Annotated in this window: 15 protein-coding genes; 12 read left to right on the forward strand and 3 right to left on the reverse strand. The window is 67.2% G+C overall.

Annotation, left to right across the window (positions count from 1 at the left end):
* The first annotated feature begins 50 nt into the window (after nucleotides 1-50).
* Nucleotides 51-1607 carry a solute symporter family protein gene (locus tag N2K95_RS05325; protein ID WP_255793557.1) on the forward strand — a complete coding sequence of 519 codons (1557 nt, stop codon included), beginning with the start codon at nucleotides 51-53 and terminating at the stop codon, nucleotides 1605-1607.
* Between the two features lie 32 nt (nucleotides 1608-1639).
* Here N2K95_RS05325 and N2K95_RS05330 read toward each other — a convergent pair whose 3' ends face one another.
* Nucleotides 1640-2179: an Lrp/AsnC family transcriptional regulator gene (locus N2K95_RS05330; protein ID WP_260653239.1), complete on the reverse strand. Its 540-nt coding sequence runs from the start codon at nucleotides 2177-2179 to the stop codon at nucleotides 1640-1642.
* 161 nt (nucleotides 2180-2340) lie between these two features.
* On the opposite strand from N2K95_RS05330, the gene pdhA reads away from it, so the two are divergent.
* From pdhA to N2K95_RS05350, 4 genes are all read left to right on the forward strand, one after another.
* Nucleotides 2341-3483: a pyruvate dehydrogenase (acetyl-transferring) E1 component subunit alpha gene (pdhA, locus tag N2K95_RS05335; RefSeq protein WP_260653240.1), complete on the forward strand. Its 1143-nt coding sequence runs from the start codon at nucleotides 2341-2343 to the stop codon at nucleotides 3481-3483.
* Entirely contained in the window at nucleotides 3483-4502 is a 1020-nt protein-coding gene (locus N2K95_RS05340; RefSeq protein ID WP_260653241.1) for an alpha-ketoacid dehydrogenase subunit beta, read from the forward strand. The genes pdhA and N2K95_RS05340 overlap by 1 nt, the downstream gene beginning before the upstream one ends.
* Nucleotides 4502-5869 carry a dihydrolipoamide acetyltransferase family protein gene (locus N2K95_RS05345; RefSeq protein WP_260653242.1) on the forward strand — a complete coding sequence of 456 codons (1368 nt, stop codon included), beginning with the start codon at nucleotides 4502-4504 and terminating at the stop codon, nucleotides 5867-5869. The genes N2K95_RS05340 and N2K95_RS05345 overlap by 1 nt, the downstream gene beginning before the upstream one ends.
* A gap of 203 nt (nucleotides 5870-6072) precedes the next feature.
* Complete coding sequence (locus N2K95_RS05350; protein ID WP_260653243.1) at nucleotides 6073-6402, forward strand: hypothetical protein; 330 nt, start codon at nucleotides 6073-6075, stop codon at nucleotides 6400-6402.
* Nucleotides 6403-6478: 76 nt separating this feature from the next.
* Here the strand turns inward: N2K95_RS05350 and N2K95_RS05355 are convergent, their stop codons facing one another.
* A complete protein-coding gene (locus tag N2K95_RS05355) occupies nucleotides 6479-6946 on the reverse strand; it encodes a GNAT family N-acetyltransferase (RefSeq protein ID WP_255793417.1) in 468 nt (155 codons plus the stop codon).
* Between the two features lie 62 nt (nucleotides 6947-7008).
* The gene (locus N2K95_RS05360; RefSeq protein WP_260653244.1) at nucleotides 7009-7638 is read right to left on the reverse strand and encodes a TetR/AcrR family transcriptional regulator; all 630 of its coding nucleotides are present in this window, start codon (nucleotides 7636-7638) and stop codon (nucleotides 7009-7011) included.
* Nucleotides 7639-7782: 144 nt separating this feature from the next.
* Here N2K95_RS05360 and N2K95_RS05365 point away from each other — a divergent pair, with 144 nt between their 5' ends.
* Genes N2K95_RS05365 through N2K95_RS05395 form a run of 7 tightly spaced genes read left to right on the forward strand, consistent with a single transcriptional unit; the run spans nucleotide 7783 to nucleotide 15572 of the window.
* Nucleotides 7783-9387: a carboxyl transferase domain-containing protein gene (locus N2K95_RS05365; RefSeq protein WP_260653245.1), complete on the forward strand. Its 1605-nt coding sequence runs from the start codon at nucleotides 7783-7785 to the stop codon at nucleotides 9385-9387.
* Between the two features lie 6 nt (nucleotides 9388-9393).
* The gene (locus N2K95_RS05370) at nucleotides 9394-11556 is read left to right on the forward strand and encodes an acetyl/propionyl/methylcrotonyl-CoA carboxylase subunit alpha (RefSeq protein ID WP_260653246.1); all 2163 of its coding nucleotides are present in this window, start codon (nucleotides 9394-9396) and stop codon (nucleotides 11554-11556) included.
* The gene (locus N2K95_RS05375) at nucleotides 11543-12706 is read left to right on the forward strand and encodes an acyl-CoA dehydrogenase family protein (protein ID WP_255793421.1); all 1164 of its coding nucleotides are present in this window, start codon (nucleotides 11543-11545) and stop codon (nucleotides 12704-12706) included. The genes N2K95_RS05370 and N2K95_RS05375 overlap by 14 nt, the downstream gene beginning before the upstream one ends.
* Before the next feature lie 44 nt (nucleotides 12707-12750).
* Nucleotides 12751-13536, forward strand: coding sequence for a CoA transferase subunit A (locus N2K95_RS05380; RefSeq protein WP_255793422.1), 786 nt, complete (start codon nucleotides 12751-12753; stop codon nucleotides 13534-13536).
* Nucleotide 13537: 1 nt separating this feature from the next.
* Entirely contained in the window at nucleotides 13538-14179 is a 642-nt protein-coding gene (locus N2K95_RS05385) for a CoA transferase subunit B (RefSeq protein ID WP_260653247.1), read from the forward strand.
* A 31-nt stretch (nucleotides 14180-14210) separates the two neighbouring features.
* Nucleotides 14211-14717 (forward strand): MaoC family dehydratase, encoded by a 507-nt coding sequence (locus tag N2K95_RS05390; RefSeq protein WP_260653732.1) that lies wholly within the window; start codon nucleotides 14211-14213, stop codon nucleotides 14715-14717.
* 42 nt (nucleotides 14718-14759) lie between these two features.
* The gene (locus tag N2K95_RS05395; protein WP_260653248.1) at nucleotides 14760-15572 is read left to right on the forward strand and encodes an HpcH/HpaI aldolase/citrate lyase family protein; all 813 of its coding nucleotides are present in this window, start codon (nucleotides 14760-14762) and stop codon (nucleotides 15570-15572) included.
* Nucleotides 15573-15577 lie beyond the last annotated feature (5 nt).

A 15577-nucleotide genomic window follows, 5' to 3' on the forward strand; every position in this document is an offset into this window, starting at 1 on the left:
CCGCCACTGATGTCACGGCCGAGTCCATTAAGGACACCGGCCTGCTCAACATGATCATCTTCGGTGTCTTCGTGGCAGTCACCCTCGTGGTGGTGCTCCGCGCGAGCCGCAACAACAAGACGGCGGCCGACTACTACGCCGCCGGCCGGTCCTTCACCGGACCGCAGAACGGCACCGCCATTGCCGGCGACTACCTCTCGGCGGCGTCCTTCCTCGGCATTGTCGGGGCCATCGCCGTGAACGGCTATGACGGCTTCCTGTACTCCATCGGCTTCCTCGTCGCCTGGCTCGTCGCCCTGCTGCTGGTTGCTGAAATGCTCCGCAACACCGGCAAGTTCACCATGGCCGACGTGCTCTCCTTCCGGCTCAAGCAGCGTCCGGTCCGCATTGCGGCAGCCATCACCACCCTGGCGGTCTGCTTCTTCTACCTTCTGGCGCAGATGGCCGGCGCAGGCGGGCTGGTCTCCCTGCTGATGGGCATCGACAGCAAGATCGGGCAGTCCCTGGTGATTACCGTCGTCGGCGCCCTGATGATCATTTATGTATTGATCGGCGGCATGAAGGGCACCACCTGGGTGCAGATCATCAAAGCCTTCCTGCTGATTGCAGGCGCAGCCATCATGACCGTCTGGGTCCTGGCCCTGCACAACTTCAACCTCTCGGACCTGCTGGGGGCAGCCGTCGAGACCACCGGCAATCCCGCCATCCTGGATCCGGGGCTGCAGTACGGCAAGTCGGACACCTCCAAGCTGGACTTCGTCTCCCTCGGACTGGCTTTGGTGCTGGGCACCGCCGCCCTGCCGCACGTGCTGATGCGTTTCTACACGGTTCCCACCGCCAAGGAAGCCCGCCGGTCCGTTGTCTGGGCCATCTGGCTGATCGGCATCTTCTACCTGTTCACCCTGGTCCTGGGCTACGGCGCCGCGGCACTGATCGGTTCCGAAGCCATCGCCAGCGCTCCCGGCGGAGTGAACTCGGCAGCACCGCTGCTCGCCTTCGCACTGGGCGGACCGGTGCTGCTGGGGCTGATTTCCGCCGTCGCCTTCGCCACCATCCTCGCGGTGGTCGCAGGCCTGACCATCACGGCAGCGGCGTCCTTCGCCCACGACATCTACGCCAACGTCATCCGTAAGGGTGAGGTGGACGCAGACGGAGAAGTGAAGGTAGCCCGCACCACGGTGGTGGTGATCGGCATCATCTCGATCCTGGGCGGCATCGGCGCACAGGGGCAGAACGTCGCCTTCCTGGTGGCCCTCGCCTTCGCAGTGGCAGCCAGTGCCAACCTGCCCACGATCGTGTACTCGCTCTACTGGCGGAAGTTCTCCACACAGGGTGCACTGTGGAGCATGTACGGCGGCCTCGCGTCGGCAATCCTGCTCATTGCGTTCTCGCCGGTGGTTTCCGGTGCGGAAACCTCGATGATCTCCGGGGTGGACTTCCACTGGTTCCCGCTCAACAACCCGGGCATCGTGTCCATCCCGCTGGCCTTCTTCCTGGGCTGGCTGGGCACCGTGCTGGATAAGAACACCGAATCCGCCATCAAGCAGGCGGAGATGGAAGTCCGGTCCCTGACCGGCGTCGGCGCCGAAAAGGCCGTCGACCACTAAGGGGCAGTAGCCTCAGCCAAGGCAGGTTCCGCTCAGGCGGAGCCTGCCTTTGCTGTTGCCGGGGTCCGGTCCGGGCGTACAGGGTCCGACGACGGCGGCGAGGGCAGCCCCGCACCCCGGCGCAGCAGGGGAGCAGCGCGCAGGGGAATGAGTTCGCCCATGGCCAGGTTGGTGTCACAGCGCTCCACCCCCGCAATGGCGAGGACCTGCTTGTTGATGCGGAACAGGTCTTCGGCGTCCGCAGCCACCACACGCAGCAGGATATCGGCGTCTCCGGTGAGGCCGTGGGCTTCGACAACCTCGGGCAGCCCGGCGAGGTCTTCGGTGATCCGCGCCAGGCTCGGCTGGTGGACATGGACATGCACAAACGCCATCAGGGGGTAGCCCAGGGCGGCAGCGCTGATCCGGCGCTCGAACGGCAGGAACGCCCCCTTGCGTTCCAGCCCGGCGAGCCGCGCCTGGACCGTATTGCGGGAGAGTCCGAGTGTCGCGGCCAGGGCCACCGCCGTACGTGTGGAATCCTCCGCCAGGGCAAGCAGGAGGCGAAGGTCGGTGGCGTCGAGGGGCTGCATAGTGCGCAACGCTAGCACGGCGTTAGAACCGTTTATAGGGCAGGATGCTCGGTCTTTGGAGGAATGGTTGTGCCAAGTGTTGAGTGTGAGTAGGGTCACATGTACCCGGGCAATGGAGCCCGGAGTCGGCCCCGCCACCCCTGGGGCCCAAACACGGAAGGATGCGTATCCAAGTGTCCCTGCATACCCCGGTGCGGCACCCGGAAAACTCCGGCAGTTTCCCCACCGACCCGTACGTACAGCTCGTCACTCCCGACGGCCTCCGCACCCCGGACCCCCTGTATGACCGCTGGATCGAGGACATCGACGGAGCCCGGCTGCAGGAGCTCTACATCGACATGGCTGTGATCCGCCGCATCGATACCGAAGCAACGGCCCTGCAGCGCCAGGGCGAGCTGGGGCTGTGGCCTCCGCTGCTCGGCCAGGAGGCCGCACAGATCGGCTCCGTGCGTTCCCTGCGTTCCTCCGACTTCGTTTTCCCCAGCTACCGGGAGAACGGCGTGGCCTACTGCCGCGGAGTGGAGCCCGGGGACCTGATGAAGGTCTGGCGCGGCAACGCCGGCGCCGGCTGGGATCCGTATCAGGTGAACATGGCACCCACACAGGTCATTATCGGCGCCCAGGCCCTGCACGCCGCCGGGTACGCCATGGGCATCACCCGCGACGGTACCGACGACGCCGTGATCAGCTACTTCGGCGACGGCGCCACCAGCCAGGGCGATGTCAACGAGGCCATGGTGTTTGCCGCGAGCTTCAACTCCCCGGTCATTTTCTTCTGCACGAACAACCAGTGGGCCATCTCCGAACCGGTGACCCTGCAGGCGCAGGTACCCATCGCCAACCGCGCCCCGGGCTTCGGCATTCCGTCCATCCGCGTGGACGGCAACGACGTACTTGCGGTCATGGCCGCCACCCGGGAGGCCCTGGACCGGGCCCGCTCCGGCAACGGACCGACCTTCATTGAAGCGGTTACCTATCGGATGGGTCCGCACACCACGGCCGATGATCCCACGCGCTACCGGGACTCCGCCGAACTGGAACGGTGGCGGTTAAAGGATCCGCTGACCCGGCTGCAGGCACTGCTGGTCTCTATGGATCTGTTCACCGAGGAGTTCGCCGCCGAAGCCGCCCGCCGCGCCGACGACGTGGCTGCCGAGCTGCGCGCCGCGTGCCTCGGGATGCCGGATCCGCTGCCTGCGGACGTTTTTGCCCATGTCTATTCCGAGCCCCACTCCTGGCTGGACCGCCAGCAGGAGCAGTACTCGCGCTATCTCAGCGGTTTCGCTGGCGAGGAGAACCGTTAATGACCAGCATGACTTTCGGGCGGGCAATCAATGCCGGCCTGCGCCGGGCGATGGAGCAGGATCCCCGCGTCCTCATTATGGGTGAGGACGTCGGCAAGCTCGGCGGCGTTTTCCGGATCACCGACGGACTCCAGAAGGACTTTGGTCCGCTGCGGGTGGTAGACACCCCGCTCGCCGAGTCCGGGATCATGGGTACAGCCGTGGGACTGGCGTTCCGCGGCTACCGCCCCGTAGTGGAGATCCAGTTCGACGGCTTCATCTACCCGGCGTTCGACCAGATTGTGTCCCAGGTGGCGAAGATGCACTACCGGTCCCGCGGAACGGTGAAGCTGCCGCTGACCATCAGGGTGCCCTTCGGCGGCGGCATCGGTTCCCCTGAACACCACTCCGAATCACCGGAAGCGTACTTCACCCACACCTCGGGGCTGCGCGTGATCAGCGTGTCCAACCCGCAGGATGCCTACACAATGATCCAGCAGGCCATCGCTTCCGATGATCCGGTGCTCTACTTCGAACCGAAGCGCCGCTACCACGTCAAGGGCGAGGTGGACGAAGCAGCGGCCCCGCAGCTTCCCATGGGCTCCGCGCGGGTGGTCAGCGAGGGGAGCGACGTGACCCTGGTGGCGTACGGACCGCTGGTTCCCACCGCACGCGACGCCGCCGTGGCTGCCTCGGATGAAGGCGTGTCCGTGGAAGTCATTGACCTGCGCTCCCTGGCACCGATCGACTTCGCCACGGTGGAGGCCTCCGTGCGGAAGACCGGCCGGCTGGTGATCACCCATGAAGCTGCCCAGTCCGGCGGCGTGGGAGCCGAGATCGCCGCGAGCATCACAGAACGCTGCTTCGAGTACCTGGAGCATGCACCGGTCCGGGTGACCGGCTTCGACATCCCGTATCCGCCCGCCCGGCTGGAATCCCATCACCTGCCGGACCTCGACCGCATCCTTGACGGTGTCGACTGCGTGCTGGACCGGCCCAGTTCCCTGGCCGGCGTCGTTTCCGGATCGGCGGCGAGCTGATGCTGCGCGAATTCCGCCTCCCGGACCTGGGGGAGGGGCTCACCGAGTCCGAGATCCTGAACTGGCACGTCGGCGTGGGGGACATCGTTGAGTTGAACCAGGTGATCGCCGATGTGGAGACCGCCAAGGCCGTGGTTGAACTGCCGTCGCCGTACGCCGGCATCGTGGCGCAGCTGCACGAACCGGCGGGGACCGTGGTGGAGGTCGGTTCTCCGATTGTGTCGTTCGAGGTCGCGGTGCCGGCCGGCGCAGACACGGGTGCGCCCGAGGCCGGCGCCGGACCCGTGTCTGCGAAACGGGAGCCGACTCTGGTGGGCTACGGAGCGGTACCCGACTCCGGGGGACGCCCGGCACGGCGGCGCCGCGGGCAGGCTCCCGCCGCGGATCCCGTCCCTGCCTCGGTCCCTGCTGTTGTGGCTACAGATTCCGCACCTGCAGCGGCGCCTGCACCCACGCCTGCACCGGTGCGTGAACGTCCGCGGTCCACTCCGCCGGTCCGCAAGCTGGCCCGGGATATGGGAGTGGATCTCACCCAGGTGCAGGGATCCGGTCCGGGCGGGATCGTGGTGCGTACCGACGTCGTCCGTGCTGCTTCACCGGCCGCCGAAACGATGCAAACGTCCGCACCTGACGCCGCTGCCGCGCCTGCCCCGCCGCCACCTGCGGGACGGGAGGAGCGGACAGCGATCTCCGGCATGCGGAAGCATACTGCCGCCGCCATGGTGGCCAGCGCCTTCACGGCTCCCCATGCCACGGTGTTCCTTACCGTGGATGTCACTCCCACCATGGAACTCCTGAAACGGCTCCGGCAGCAGCCGGCCTTCGAGGGCCTGAAGCTGTCCCCGCTGACACTGGCAGCCAAGGCAGTGTGCCTGGGGCTGCGACGCTTCCCGTCGCTGAATTCGCGGTGGGATGAGTCGGCGCGGGAAATCATCCGCTTCAACTATGTGAACCTCGGCATCGCCGCGGCGACCCCGCGCGGGCTGATGGTTCCCAATATCAAGGACGCCCAGGCGCTGAGCCTGAACGGCCTCGCTGCGGCCGTGACGGCGCTGGCGCAGACCGCGCGGGACGGGAAAACGCCGCCGGCGGACCTGACCGGCGGAACCATCTCCATCTCCAACGTGGGGGTGTTCGGCGTCGACGCCGGAACGCCCATCCTGAACCCGGGAGAAGCGGGCATCCTGGCGCTGGGAGCGGTTCGGCGGCAGCCCTGGGAGTACGACGGGGCCATCGCCCTTCGCTCGGTGATGACGCTGAGCCTCTCCTTCGACCACCGGCTGGTGGACGGCGAGCAGGGAGCCGGGTTCCTGAGTGAAGTGGGAGCGGTCCTGGCCGATCCCGCGCTGGCACTGGCCATGGCCTAAGCCGGCGTACTCCTCGGGGAAGGCCGGCTCAGGCCCGTCTTCCCCGGGGAGCAGTCAGGCCGGTCCCGGAACAACGCTCCGATAACGAAATCCCGGCAGCGGTTCACCGGCCCGGAGGGACTGTTAGCGTCGTCCGCATGAGAAAACGACATTTGCCAACCGTCGCTGCAGCCCTCGTCTCGGGTGTCCTTCTGGCCGGCTGTATGGGTCAGGACCAACAGACCCAGCAGGAGCCGGCAGCATCCGGGGAAGCCAGTGCAACTGCCGCTCCTGTTACCGGTACCTACACGGGGACGCAGACCTTCGAGCTGGGCACTCCGCCGGCGGAAGCAACGGAGATCGCCGTGGAGATCACCTGCCTGGATGCGGGCACCCTTACCCTGCCCAGCGGCGCGGAAGTCACGTGCCGGGATTCCAACGAGCAGATGACGACAGGCATCTGGTCGTTTCCACTGGTCCCGGGACAGCACACCGTCGAGGTTCAGGCGAGCGAGCCAGCCATCAGCTACGAAGTGAAAATCGCCTACACATAGTCAGCTGCCGCTGCCGCCCCGGAGAAATCCGGGGCGGCTCTCAGCGTGCTGCGGCCGGGACCGGCAGCACACAGCCCTAGCGAAGTTCGAGCTCAAGTTCCTTCACCACGGCACCGCGGGCATTGGCAAAGCCCTGCGTTTCGCCGATGACCGTAAAGCCGTACTTTTCCAGAATGCGGATGGAACTGACATTGTCCGCCACTGCCCGGGCGCGGATCGGCCGTTCGGCGAACTCCTCCAGGAACAGGCCCACCGCCGCGGTGGTAATGCCCTGCCCCCAGCGTGCCTTGTCGATCCAGTAGCTGATCTCGGGGATGTCGCCGTCCCGGTACGCCAGAATGCTGCCTGCTACCTCGCCGTCGGCCACAATGGTGCGCACCGTAACGGTCGGATCATTGAGGATGCTCTGCCAGTGATGGTCGAAGACGCCGCGGTCTGCTGGATTCTTGGCGCTGAACGCGGCCATATGGTTGGCGCTCGGGTCCAGCTGGTGGGAGAAGAACTCCTCCAGGTCGGCGGGAACTACGGCACGAAGCTCAATCACGGCAGGTCTTTCTGCTCGGGGGTGGAGTGCGGCCCGCCGGAAGGAACCGGCGGGCAGATAAGTTACTGGGCGTTCAAGGCCGCCCACGCCATTCTATCGAGCAGCGTACGCAGCCTTGCCGTTTCACGGGCGCTGATGCGGCCGTGGACGGTATGGGACGTGGAATTGATCAGGCCGAAGACCCCCTGCGCCCGGTGGCGCAGCAACGGAAGGTCGGAAGCGGAATGCAGGGCGGAAAGTGCATCCACCCAGACCTCCACGTACTGCCGCTGCAGGGAGCGTACCCGCCGCTCGTCGGTTTCGGGCAGGCTGCCCAGATCCCGGTCCTGGACCCGGATCACGTCCGCCTGCCGAAGTGCGAAGTCAACCTGGAATTCGACCAGGCCGCGCAGGGCTTTTTCCGGTGTCGCGGATTCGGCGACCACGGCCTTTCCGCCCTCCAGCAGGTCCTCGCTGACTCCGATCAACAGGGCGGACAGCACTGCCGGTTTGCCGCTGAAGTGCCGGTAGACCGCCGGTCCGCTGACCCCCGCTGCCGCCCCCAGCTCCTCAATGGAAACCCCGTTGTAGCCGCGCTCGGCAAACAGGGCTGCAGCGGCGTCGAGCATTACGGCCCGACGCGAAGCCTTCGCCTGGCTGCGTCCCGTCATCCGCACCGTTTCCGGAGCTGTTTCGTTTTTTGCTACGTCCATTCCCACCCTCCCGATTGGACTGCGCATATATATTCCCATTGTGGTGGACAGGTGAGTTAATAACCAATAACCTGACTTGGGTTAGGGGTTATTAACCCAGCTTAGTACGGGGTTATCCCTCGCTGCTGCTGCAGAAAGACGTCAATGGAGACACTGAAATCCGGGCTGGACACAGCCTCGGCCGCCTTTGCACAAAATACGGCTGCCCAGCAGGCGCTGGCACAGGAGCTGCGCGGACGGCTGGCGGAGGCCGCCGTGGGCGGACCGCTGCGCTCCCGCGAGCGGCACACCGCCCGTGGAAAGCTGCTGCCGCGGGAGCGGGTTGACCGGCTCCTGGACGAGGGCAGCCCGTTCCTCGAGGTGGCGCCGCTGGCCGCAGCGGATATGTACGACGGCGAGTGCCCCGGAGCGGGACTGATCGCCGGCATCGGCCTGGTGCAGGGCCGTCAGGTGATGATCCTGTCCAATGACGCCACGGTCAAGGGCGGCACCTACTATCCGATGACCGTTAAAAAGCACCTGCGGGCGCAGGAAATCGCCCTGGAAAACCGGCTGCCGTGCATTTACCTGGTGGACTCCGGCGGAGCTTTCCTGCCCCGGCAGGACGAGGTTTTTCCCGACCGGGAGCATTTCGGCAGGATTTTCTTCAATCAGGCGCAAATGTCCGCACGGAAAATTCCGCAGATTGCCGCCGTCCTGGGTTCCTGCACCGCCGGCGGCGCCTATGTCCCGGCCATGAGCGATGAAACGGTCATAGTGCGCAACCAGGGCACGATCTTCCTGGGCGGTCCGCCGCTGGTGAAGGCCGCCATCGGAGAGATCGTGACCGCGGAGGAACTCGGCGGCGGAGACGTCCATTCGCGCACCAGCGGCGTCACCGACCACCTGGCCGAAAACGATGCCCACGCCCTGGAAATAGTGCGCAGCATCGTGGAGACCTTTCCGCAGCAGGAACCGGCGGAGGACATTGCCGGGACCCGCGCGCCCGCCGAGGACCCGGAGGAAATCTATGGCGTGGTCCCCACTGATCTGCAGACGCCCTACGACGTCCGCGAACTCATCGCCCGCCTGGTGGACGCCAGCGAGTTCCATGAGTTCAAGAAGGAGTACGGCCCCACCCTGGTCACCGGTTTTGCGCGGCTGCACGGCCACCGGATCGGCATCGTCGCCAACAACGGCGTGCTGTTCAGCGAATCCGCGCTCAAGGGTGCGCACTTCATTGAACTGTGCGACCAGCGCGGCATCCCGCTGGTCTTCCTGCAGAACATCTCCGGGTTCATGGTGGGCCGGGACTACGAGGCCGGCGGCATCGCGAAGAACGGCGCCAAGATGGTGACCGCGGTGGCCACCTGCCGGGTACCCAAACTCACCGTCGTGGTGGGCGGGTCCTTCGGTGCCGGCAACTACTCCATGTGCGGCCGGGCGTACTCGCCGCGCTTTATGTGGATGTGGCCGGCGGCCCGGATCTCGGTGATGGGCGGCGCCCAGGCGTCCTCGGTGCTGGCCACGGTGAAGCGGGACCAGCTCGAGGGCCGCGGCGAGCAGTGGCCTGCCGAGGACGAGGAAGCCTTTAAGGCGCCCATCCGGGAAACCTACGAAACCCAGGGCAGCCCCTACTACTCCACGGCCCGACTCTGGGATGACGGCATCATCGACCCCCTCGATACCCGCACCGTCCTGGGCCTGGCCCTGGACGTCTGCGCCAACGCACCCCTGCCGGAGACCTCCTTCGGCCTGTTCCGGATGTGAGCGACCATGACTACGCAGCCCCCTAACGCCGCACCGCTTTTCGACACCGTGCTGGTCGCCAACCGCGGCGAAATCGCCTGCCGGGTGATCCGCACCCTGCGCACACTCGGGATCCGCTCGGTGGCGGTCTACAGCGACGACGACGCCGGCGCCCGCCACGTGCGTGAAGCCGACCTCGCGGTCCGGCTGGGCCCGGCGCCCGCCCGGGACAGCTACCTGTCCGTGGAGGCCGTGCTCGCGGCCTGCCACAGCACCGGGGCGCAGGCCGTGCATCCCGGGTACGGATTCCTGAGTGAAAACGCCGAGTTTGCCTCGGCCCTCGCGGACGCCGGAATCACCTTCATCGGCCCGCCCGTCCGTTCCCTCGATGTGATGGGGGACAAGATCCGGGCCAAGAACCATGTTCAGGCACACGGCGTGCCGGTGGTTCCCGGCATCGCGGAGCCGGGCCTGGACGATGCCCGGCTGCTGGCGGCAGCGGCCGACGTCGGCTATCCGATCCTGATCAAGCCCTCCGCCGGCGGCGGCGGCAAGGGCATGCAGGCCGTCCAGGTGCCCGGGGACCTGCCGGCGGCGCTGCAGACCGCGCGGCGGGTGGCTGCCTCGGCCTTCGGGGACGACACCCTGTTCCTGGAACGGCTGGTCTCCTCACCCCGGCACATCGAGGTGCAGATCCTCGCGGATACCCACGGGAACGTGGTCCATCTGGGGGAGCGGGAGTGTTCCCTGCAACGGCGGCACCAGAAAGTCATCGAGGAAGCACCCTCTGTGCTGCTGGACGCGGCCACCCGGGAGCGCATCGGGGAGGCAGCCTGCAACGCCGCCCGGTCCGTGGACTACACCGGCGCCGGAACCGTGGAGTTCCTGGTATCCGACGCCGCTCCGGACGAGTTCTTCTTTATGGAAATGAACACGCGCCTGCAGGTGGAACATCCGGTGACCGAAATGGTCACCGGAGTGGACCTGGTGGCGGAACAGCTCCGCATCGCCGCCGGCCATCCGCTGTCCCTCAAGCAGGAGGACGTCACCCTCACCGGGCATGCAGTGGAAGCCCGGATCTACGCAGAGGACCCGGAGCGGGACTTCCTGCCGACGTCGGGCTCGGTGCAGTGGCTGCAAGAACCCGGCGGCGAGGGCATCCGCGTGGACTCCTCCCTGCTGCCCGGCCTGGCCGTGTCCTCCAGCTACGACCCGATGCTGGCCAAGGTCATCGCCTGGGGACCGGACCGCGCCGCCGCGCTCGCCCGCCTGGACACGGCGCTCGCCGGTACTGCGGTGCTGGGCATCGGCATCAACGTGGAATACCTCCGGCTGCTGCTGGCCGATCCCGATGTCCGAGCGGGACGGCTGGACACCACCCTGATCGAGCGGCGGCTGCCCGGGCTGAAGTTCCGGTCCCCGCAGGCACCCGAGATCGCGGCCGCCGCCCTGCTCTATCTGCTGGGCCTGGCGGTCCCGGCGTCGGGGTCGCCCTGGCGGCGGGCGGACGGCTGGCGGATCGGCGGCAGCGGAGCGGAGGCAGGCAGCGGCAACGCCGGCGCGCCCCTGCACCTGGTGTTCGCCGCCCCGGCGTCCGACGGCGGCGACGTCGACGTGAGCGTGACGGGAACCGCACGGGACGCAACGGTACGGATCGGCGGGACGGTATACGCTGCCGGACTGACGGCCGGCGCCGACGCCCGGACCGGCGGACGCGTCAGCGTTTCCCTGGACGGGGTGCTGCACACCTTCACGGGAGCCGCCGAACCGGACACCGGCGCGTTCTGGCTGGCCGGAGGCAGCGCGGGGGAGCTGTTCACGGTGCGCCTGCGCCTGCGGAGCCGCCGCGAACAGCTGGACCGCCAGCTGGCCGCAGCCGGCCGCGAAGCCGGCGACGTGGACCCCGCGGTCCGCTCGCCGATGCCCGGCACCGTGGTCGCCGTGGCCGTGGCGGACGGTGACCGGGTACTCGCCGGTGCCCCGCTGCTCAGCGTGGAAGCCATGAAGATGGAACACCAGCTGCGCGCTCCGATGGCCGGCATCGTCTCCCTGAGTCTCCGCCCCGGGGATCTGGTCAAGGCCGACCAGGTCCTGGCCGTGCTCACACCGGAACCGGTATCCGGTTCCCTCCCGAACCCGCACGATGACCCGCCCGCACAGAACCAAGGAGCAGACCATGCCCGACTTTGACCTCAGCGAGGAATACCAGGACCTCTCGGACACCGTGCGGGACTTCGCCGACGAAGTCATTGCCCCCGTGTCCGCCCAGCACGACGCGGAGCACAGCTTCCCCTACAAGGTCATTGCCCAGATGGGGGAGATGGGACTGTTCGGCCTGCCCTTCCCGGAGGAGTACGGCGGCATGGGCGGGGACTACTTCGCCCTGGCCCTCGCGCTGGAGCAGATTGCCCGGGTGGACCAGTCCGTGGCCATCACCCTGGAAGCCGGAGTCTCCCTCGGCGCCATGCCCGTGTACCGGTTCGGCAATGAAGAGCAGAAGCAGCAGTGGCTGCCCCTGCTGGCCAGCGGCGAGGCGCTCGCAGGGTTCGGCCTGACCGAACGCGAGGCGGGGTCCGACGCCGGCGGCACCAAGACCACCGCGCGGCTGGAGGACGGGCAGTGGGTCATCAACGGCAGCAAGGAGTTCATCACCAACTCCGGCACCGACATCACCCGCCTGGTGACGGTCACCGCCGTGACGGATACCGTCACGGAGCCGGACGGTTCCGTCCGGAAGCTCATTTCCACCATCCTCGTGCCCACCGGAACACCGGGCTTCACGGCGGAAAAACCCTACAACAAGGTGGGCTGGAACGCCTCGGACACCCATCCGCTGACGCTGACCGACGTCCGGGTGCCCGAGGCGAACCTGCTGGGGGCCCGAGGCCGGGGCTTTGCGAACTTCCTGCAGATCCTGGACGAGGGGCGCATCGCCATTGCCGCCCTCGCCACCGGTGCCGCCCAGGGGTGCGTGGATGAATCCCTCCGCTACGCCAAGGAACGCGAGGCCTTCGGGGCGGCTATCGGCACCTACCAGTCGATCTCCTTCAAGATCGCCCGCATGCAGGCCCGGGCCCACACCGCCCGGCTGGCCTACTACGACGCGGCGTCCCGGATGCTTGCCGGCCGCCCGTTCAAGACCCAGGCGGCCATCGCCAAGATGGTGGCCGGCGAAGCAGCCATGGACAACGCCCGCGACGCCACGCAGATCTTCGGCGGCTACGGCTTCATCAACGACTTCCCCGTAGCCCGGCATTACCGCGATTCCAAGATCCTCGAAATCGGCGAAGGCACTACTGAGGTGCAGTTGATGCTGATTGCCCGCAGTATGGGCCTGTGACAACCGCCCATGTCTTTGCCGACCGACTGTGAACGGATAATCCCATGATCAATAAGGTGTACCCCGGTGCGGCCGAGGCCGTCGCCGACATTCCCGACGGCGCTTCCCTGGCTGTGGGCGGTTTCGGCCTCTGCGGCATACCGGTGGCGCTGATCGACGCGCTGCATGAGCAGGGCACCACGGACCTGGAAACGGTGAGCAACAACTGCGGCGTGGATGACTGGGGCCTCGGCCGCCTCCTGGCGGACCACCGGATCCGGCGCACCACCAGCTCCTACGTGGGCGAAAACAAGGAATTTGCCCGCCAGTTCCTGTCCGGGGAACTCGAAGTAGTGCTGACCCCGCAGGGCACCCTGGCCGAGAAGCTGCGTGCCGGGGGCGCCGGCATCCCGGCCTTCTTCACCCCGGCCGGGGTGGGCACCCAGGTGTCCGAGGGCGGCCTGCCACAGAAGTACGACGCCGAGGGCGGCGTGGCGCTGGCCTCCGAAGCCAAGGAGATCCGCAGCTTCTCCGGCGCTGACTATGTGCTGGAGGAATCTCTCACCCCCGACTTCGCCCTGGTCCATGCGGCAAAAGGGGACCGGCACGGAAACCTGGTCTTCCATGCCACCGCCATGAACTTCAATCCGCTCTGCGCCATGGCCGGGCGGATCACCATTGCAGAGGTCGAGGAACTGGTGGAACCCGGTGAACTGGACCCCGAACACATCCACGTTCCGGGGATCTTTGTCCAGCGGGTGGTGCTGGCCTCCGACGGTGAGAAGCGCATAGAGAAGCGGACCGTCACGGCCGCCGAAAGCAGAAGCACCAACGGAAGCAAGGAGTCCTGAGATGGCATTGACCCGCCAGGAACTGGCCGCCCGGGTAGCCCGCGAGCTGCAGGACGGCCAATACGTGAACCTCGGCATCGGCATGCCCACGCTGATTCCCAACTACATCCCCGAGGGCGTGGAAGTGGTGCTCCATTCCGAGAACGGAATCCTCGGCGTCGGGCCGTACCCCACCGAGGACCAGCTGGACCCGGACCTGATCAACGCCGGGAAGGAAACCGTCACCGTGAACAGCGGTGCGTCCTTCTTTGATTCCGGTGCCTCCTTCGGGATGGTGCGCGGCGGGCATGTGGACGTGGCGGTGCTGGGCGCCATGGAAGTGGCGGCCAACGGCGACCTGGCCAACTGGATGGTGCCCGGGAAGATGGTCAAGGGCATGGGCGGGGCCATGGACCTGGTGTTCGGAGCCAAGCGCGTGATTGTCATGATGGAGCATCTGGACCGGGCGGGACGGCCCAAGATCGTGCGGGAATGTTCCCTGCCGCTGACCGGAAAGGGCTGCGTGGACCTGATCGTCACCGACCTGGCCGTGATCGAGGTGGGGCCGGAGGGGCTGGTCCTGCGCGAGACCGCCCCCGGCGTCAGCGTCGAGGACGTGCTCGCCGGAACCGATGCGCCGCTGGAGGTTTCCCTTGACGTATGAGGAGCCCGGCGCCGGAACGGACGAGCCGGCGATGGCTCCCCGGGTCATTGAGCAGCGAGGCCTCTGGTACGAGGAGTTCCAGCCCGGGGCCGTCTACCGGCACCGGCCCGGACGCACCGTCACCGAGGCGGACAACGTCCTGTTCACCACCCTGACCATGAACACCCAGGGCCTGCACCTGGATGCCGCCTACAGTGAAGCCTCTGAGTTTGGGCAGCGGCTGGTGAACTCCATGTTCACCCTGGCCACCATGGTCGGCCAGTCGGTGGCGCAGCTGACGCAGGGCACCCTGGTGGCACAGCTGGGGCTGGGGGAGATTAGCTTTCCGCATCCCCTCTTCCACGGCGACACCCTCTATACCGAGACCGAAGTGGTGGATAGGAGGCTCTCCTCCTCCCGGCCCGGGCAGGGAATCGTCACGCTGGCCCATACCGGCAGAAACCAGCGCGGCGACGTCGTGGCCCGGTGCAGCCGGACGGCTTTGATGTGGACCGCGGAGGGATACGCCGCGCAGGAGGCAGGCACCGGGACACGGTAGGTTGGATCGGCAAGCAAACGGAAGATACCGAGGAGTACAGCCATGACCACCTTCCCCATGGGACCAGCACTGCTTTTCTGCCCGGGGGACCGGCCGGAGCGCTTCGGCAAGGCGGCGGAGCGGGCGGATGCCGTCATCCTCGATCTGGAGGATGCCGTTGCTCCCCGGGACAAGGAAGCGGCCCGGAAGAACCTCATCGCCGCGGAGCTGGATCCCGAACGCACCATCGTCCGGGTCAACCCCCTCGGGACCGAGGACTTTGAGCTCGATCTGGCAGCCCTGGCACAGACGCCGTACCGTACCGTGATGCTCGCCAAGACAGAGGACGGACCCGCCGTCGCCCGGGCGCTCGCCGGCTTCACCGTCGTCGCGCTGCTGGAAACGGCGCTGGGCGTGGTTCGGGCTGCGGAAATTGCCTCCACGGAGAACGTGGCGGCCCTGATGTGGGGCGCCGAGGACCTGCTGGCCTCGCTCGGCGGAGAATCCAGCCGCCACCAGGACGGGACCTACCGCAGCGTTGCCGTGCAGGCCCGGTCCACGGTGCTGCTGGCCGCCGGCGCCTTCGGCAAGGGAGCCATCGACTCGATCTACGGCAACATCCCGGATACCGAGGGACTGGAAGTCGAAGCGCGCGACGCCGTCGCGTCCGGTTTCGCGGCCAAGGCCTGCATCCATCCCGGTCAGGTCGCTGCCGTGCGCGCTGCCTATGCGCCGGACCCGGCTGATGTCACCTACGCCGAGCAGGTGCTGGCCGAGGCCCGGCACCACGGGGGAGTGTTTAACTTCCGCGGGCAGATGATCGACGGTCCGCTGCTGAAGCAGGCCGAGCAGACGCTGCGCCGCGCGCAGGGCTGACTTCC

It is taken from the genome of Arthrobacter zhaoxinii (assembly GCF_025244925.1).
GTDB classification, from domain to species: Bacteria; Actinomycetota; Actinomycetes; order Actinomycetales; family Micrococcaceae; genus Arthrobacter_B; species Arthrobacter_B zhaoxinii.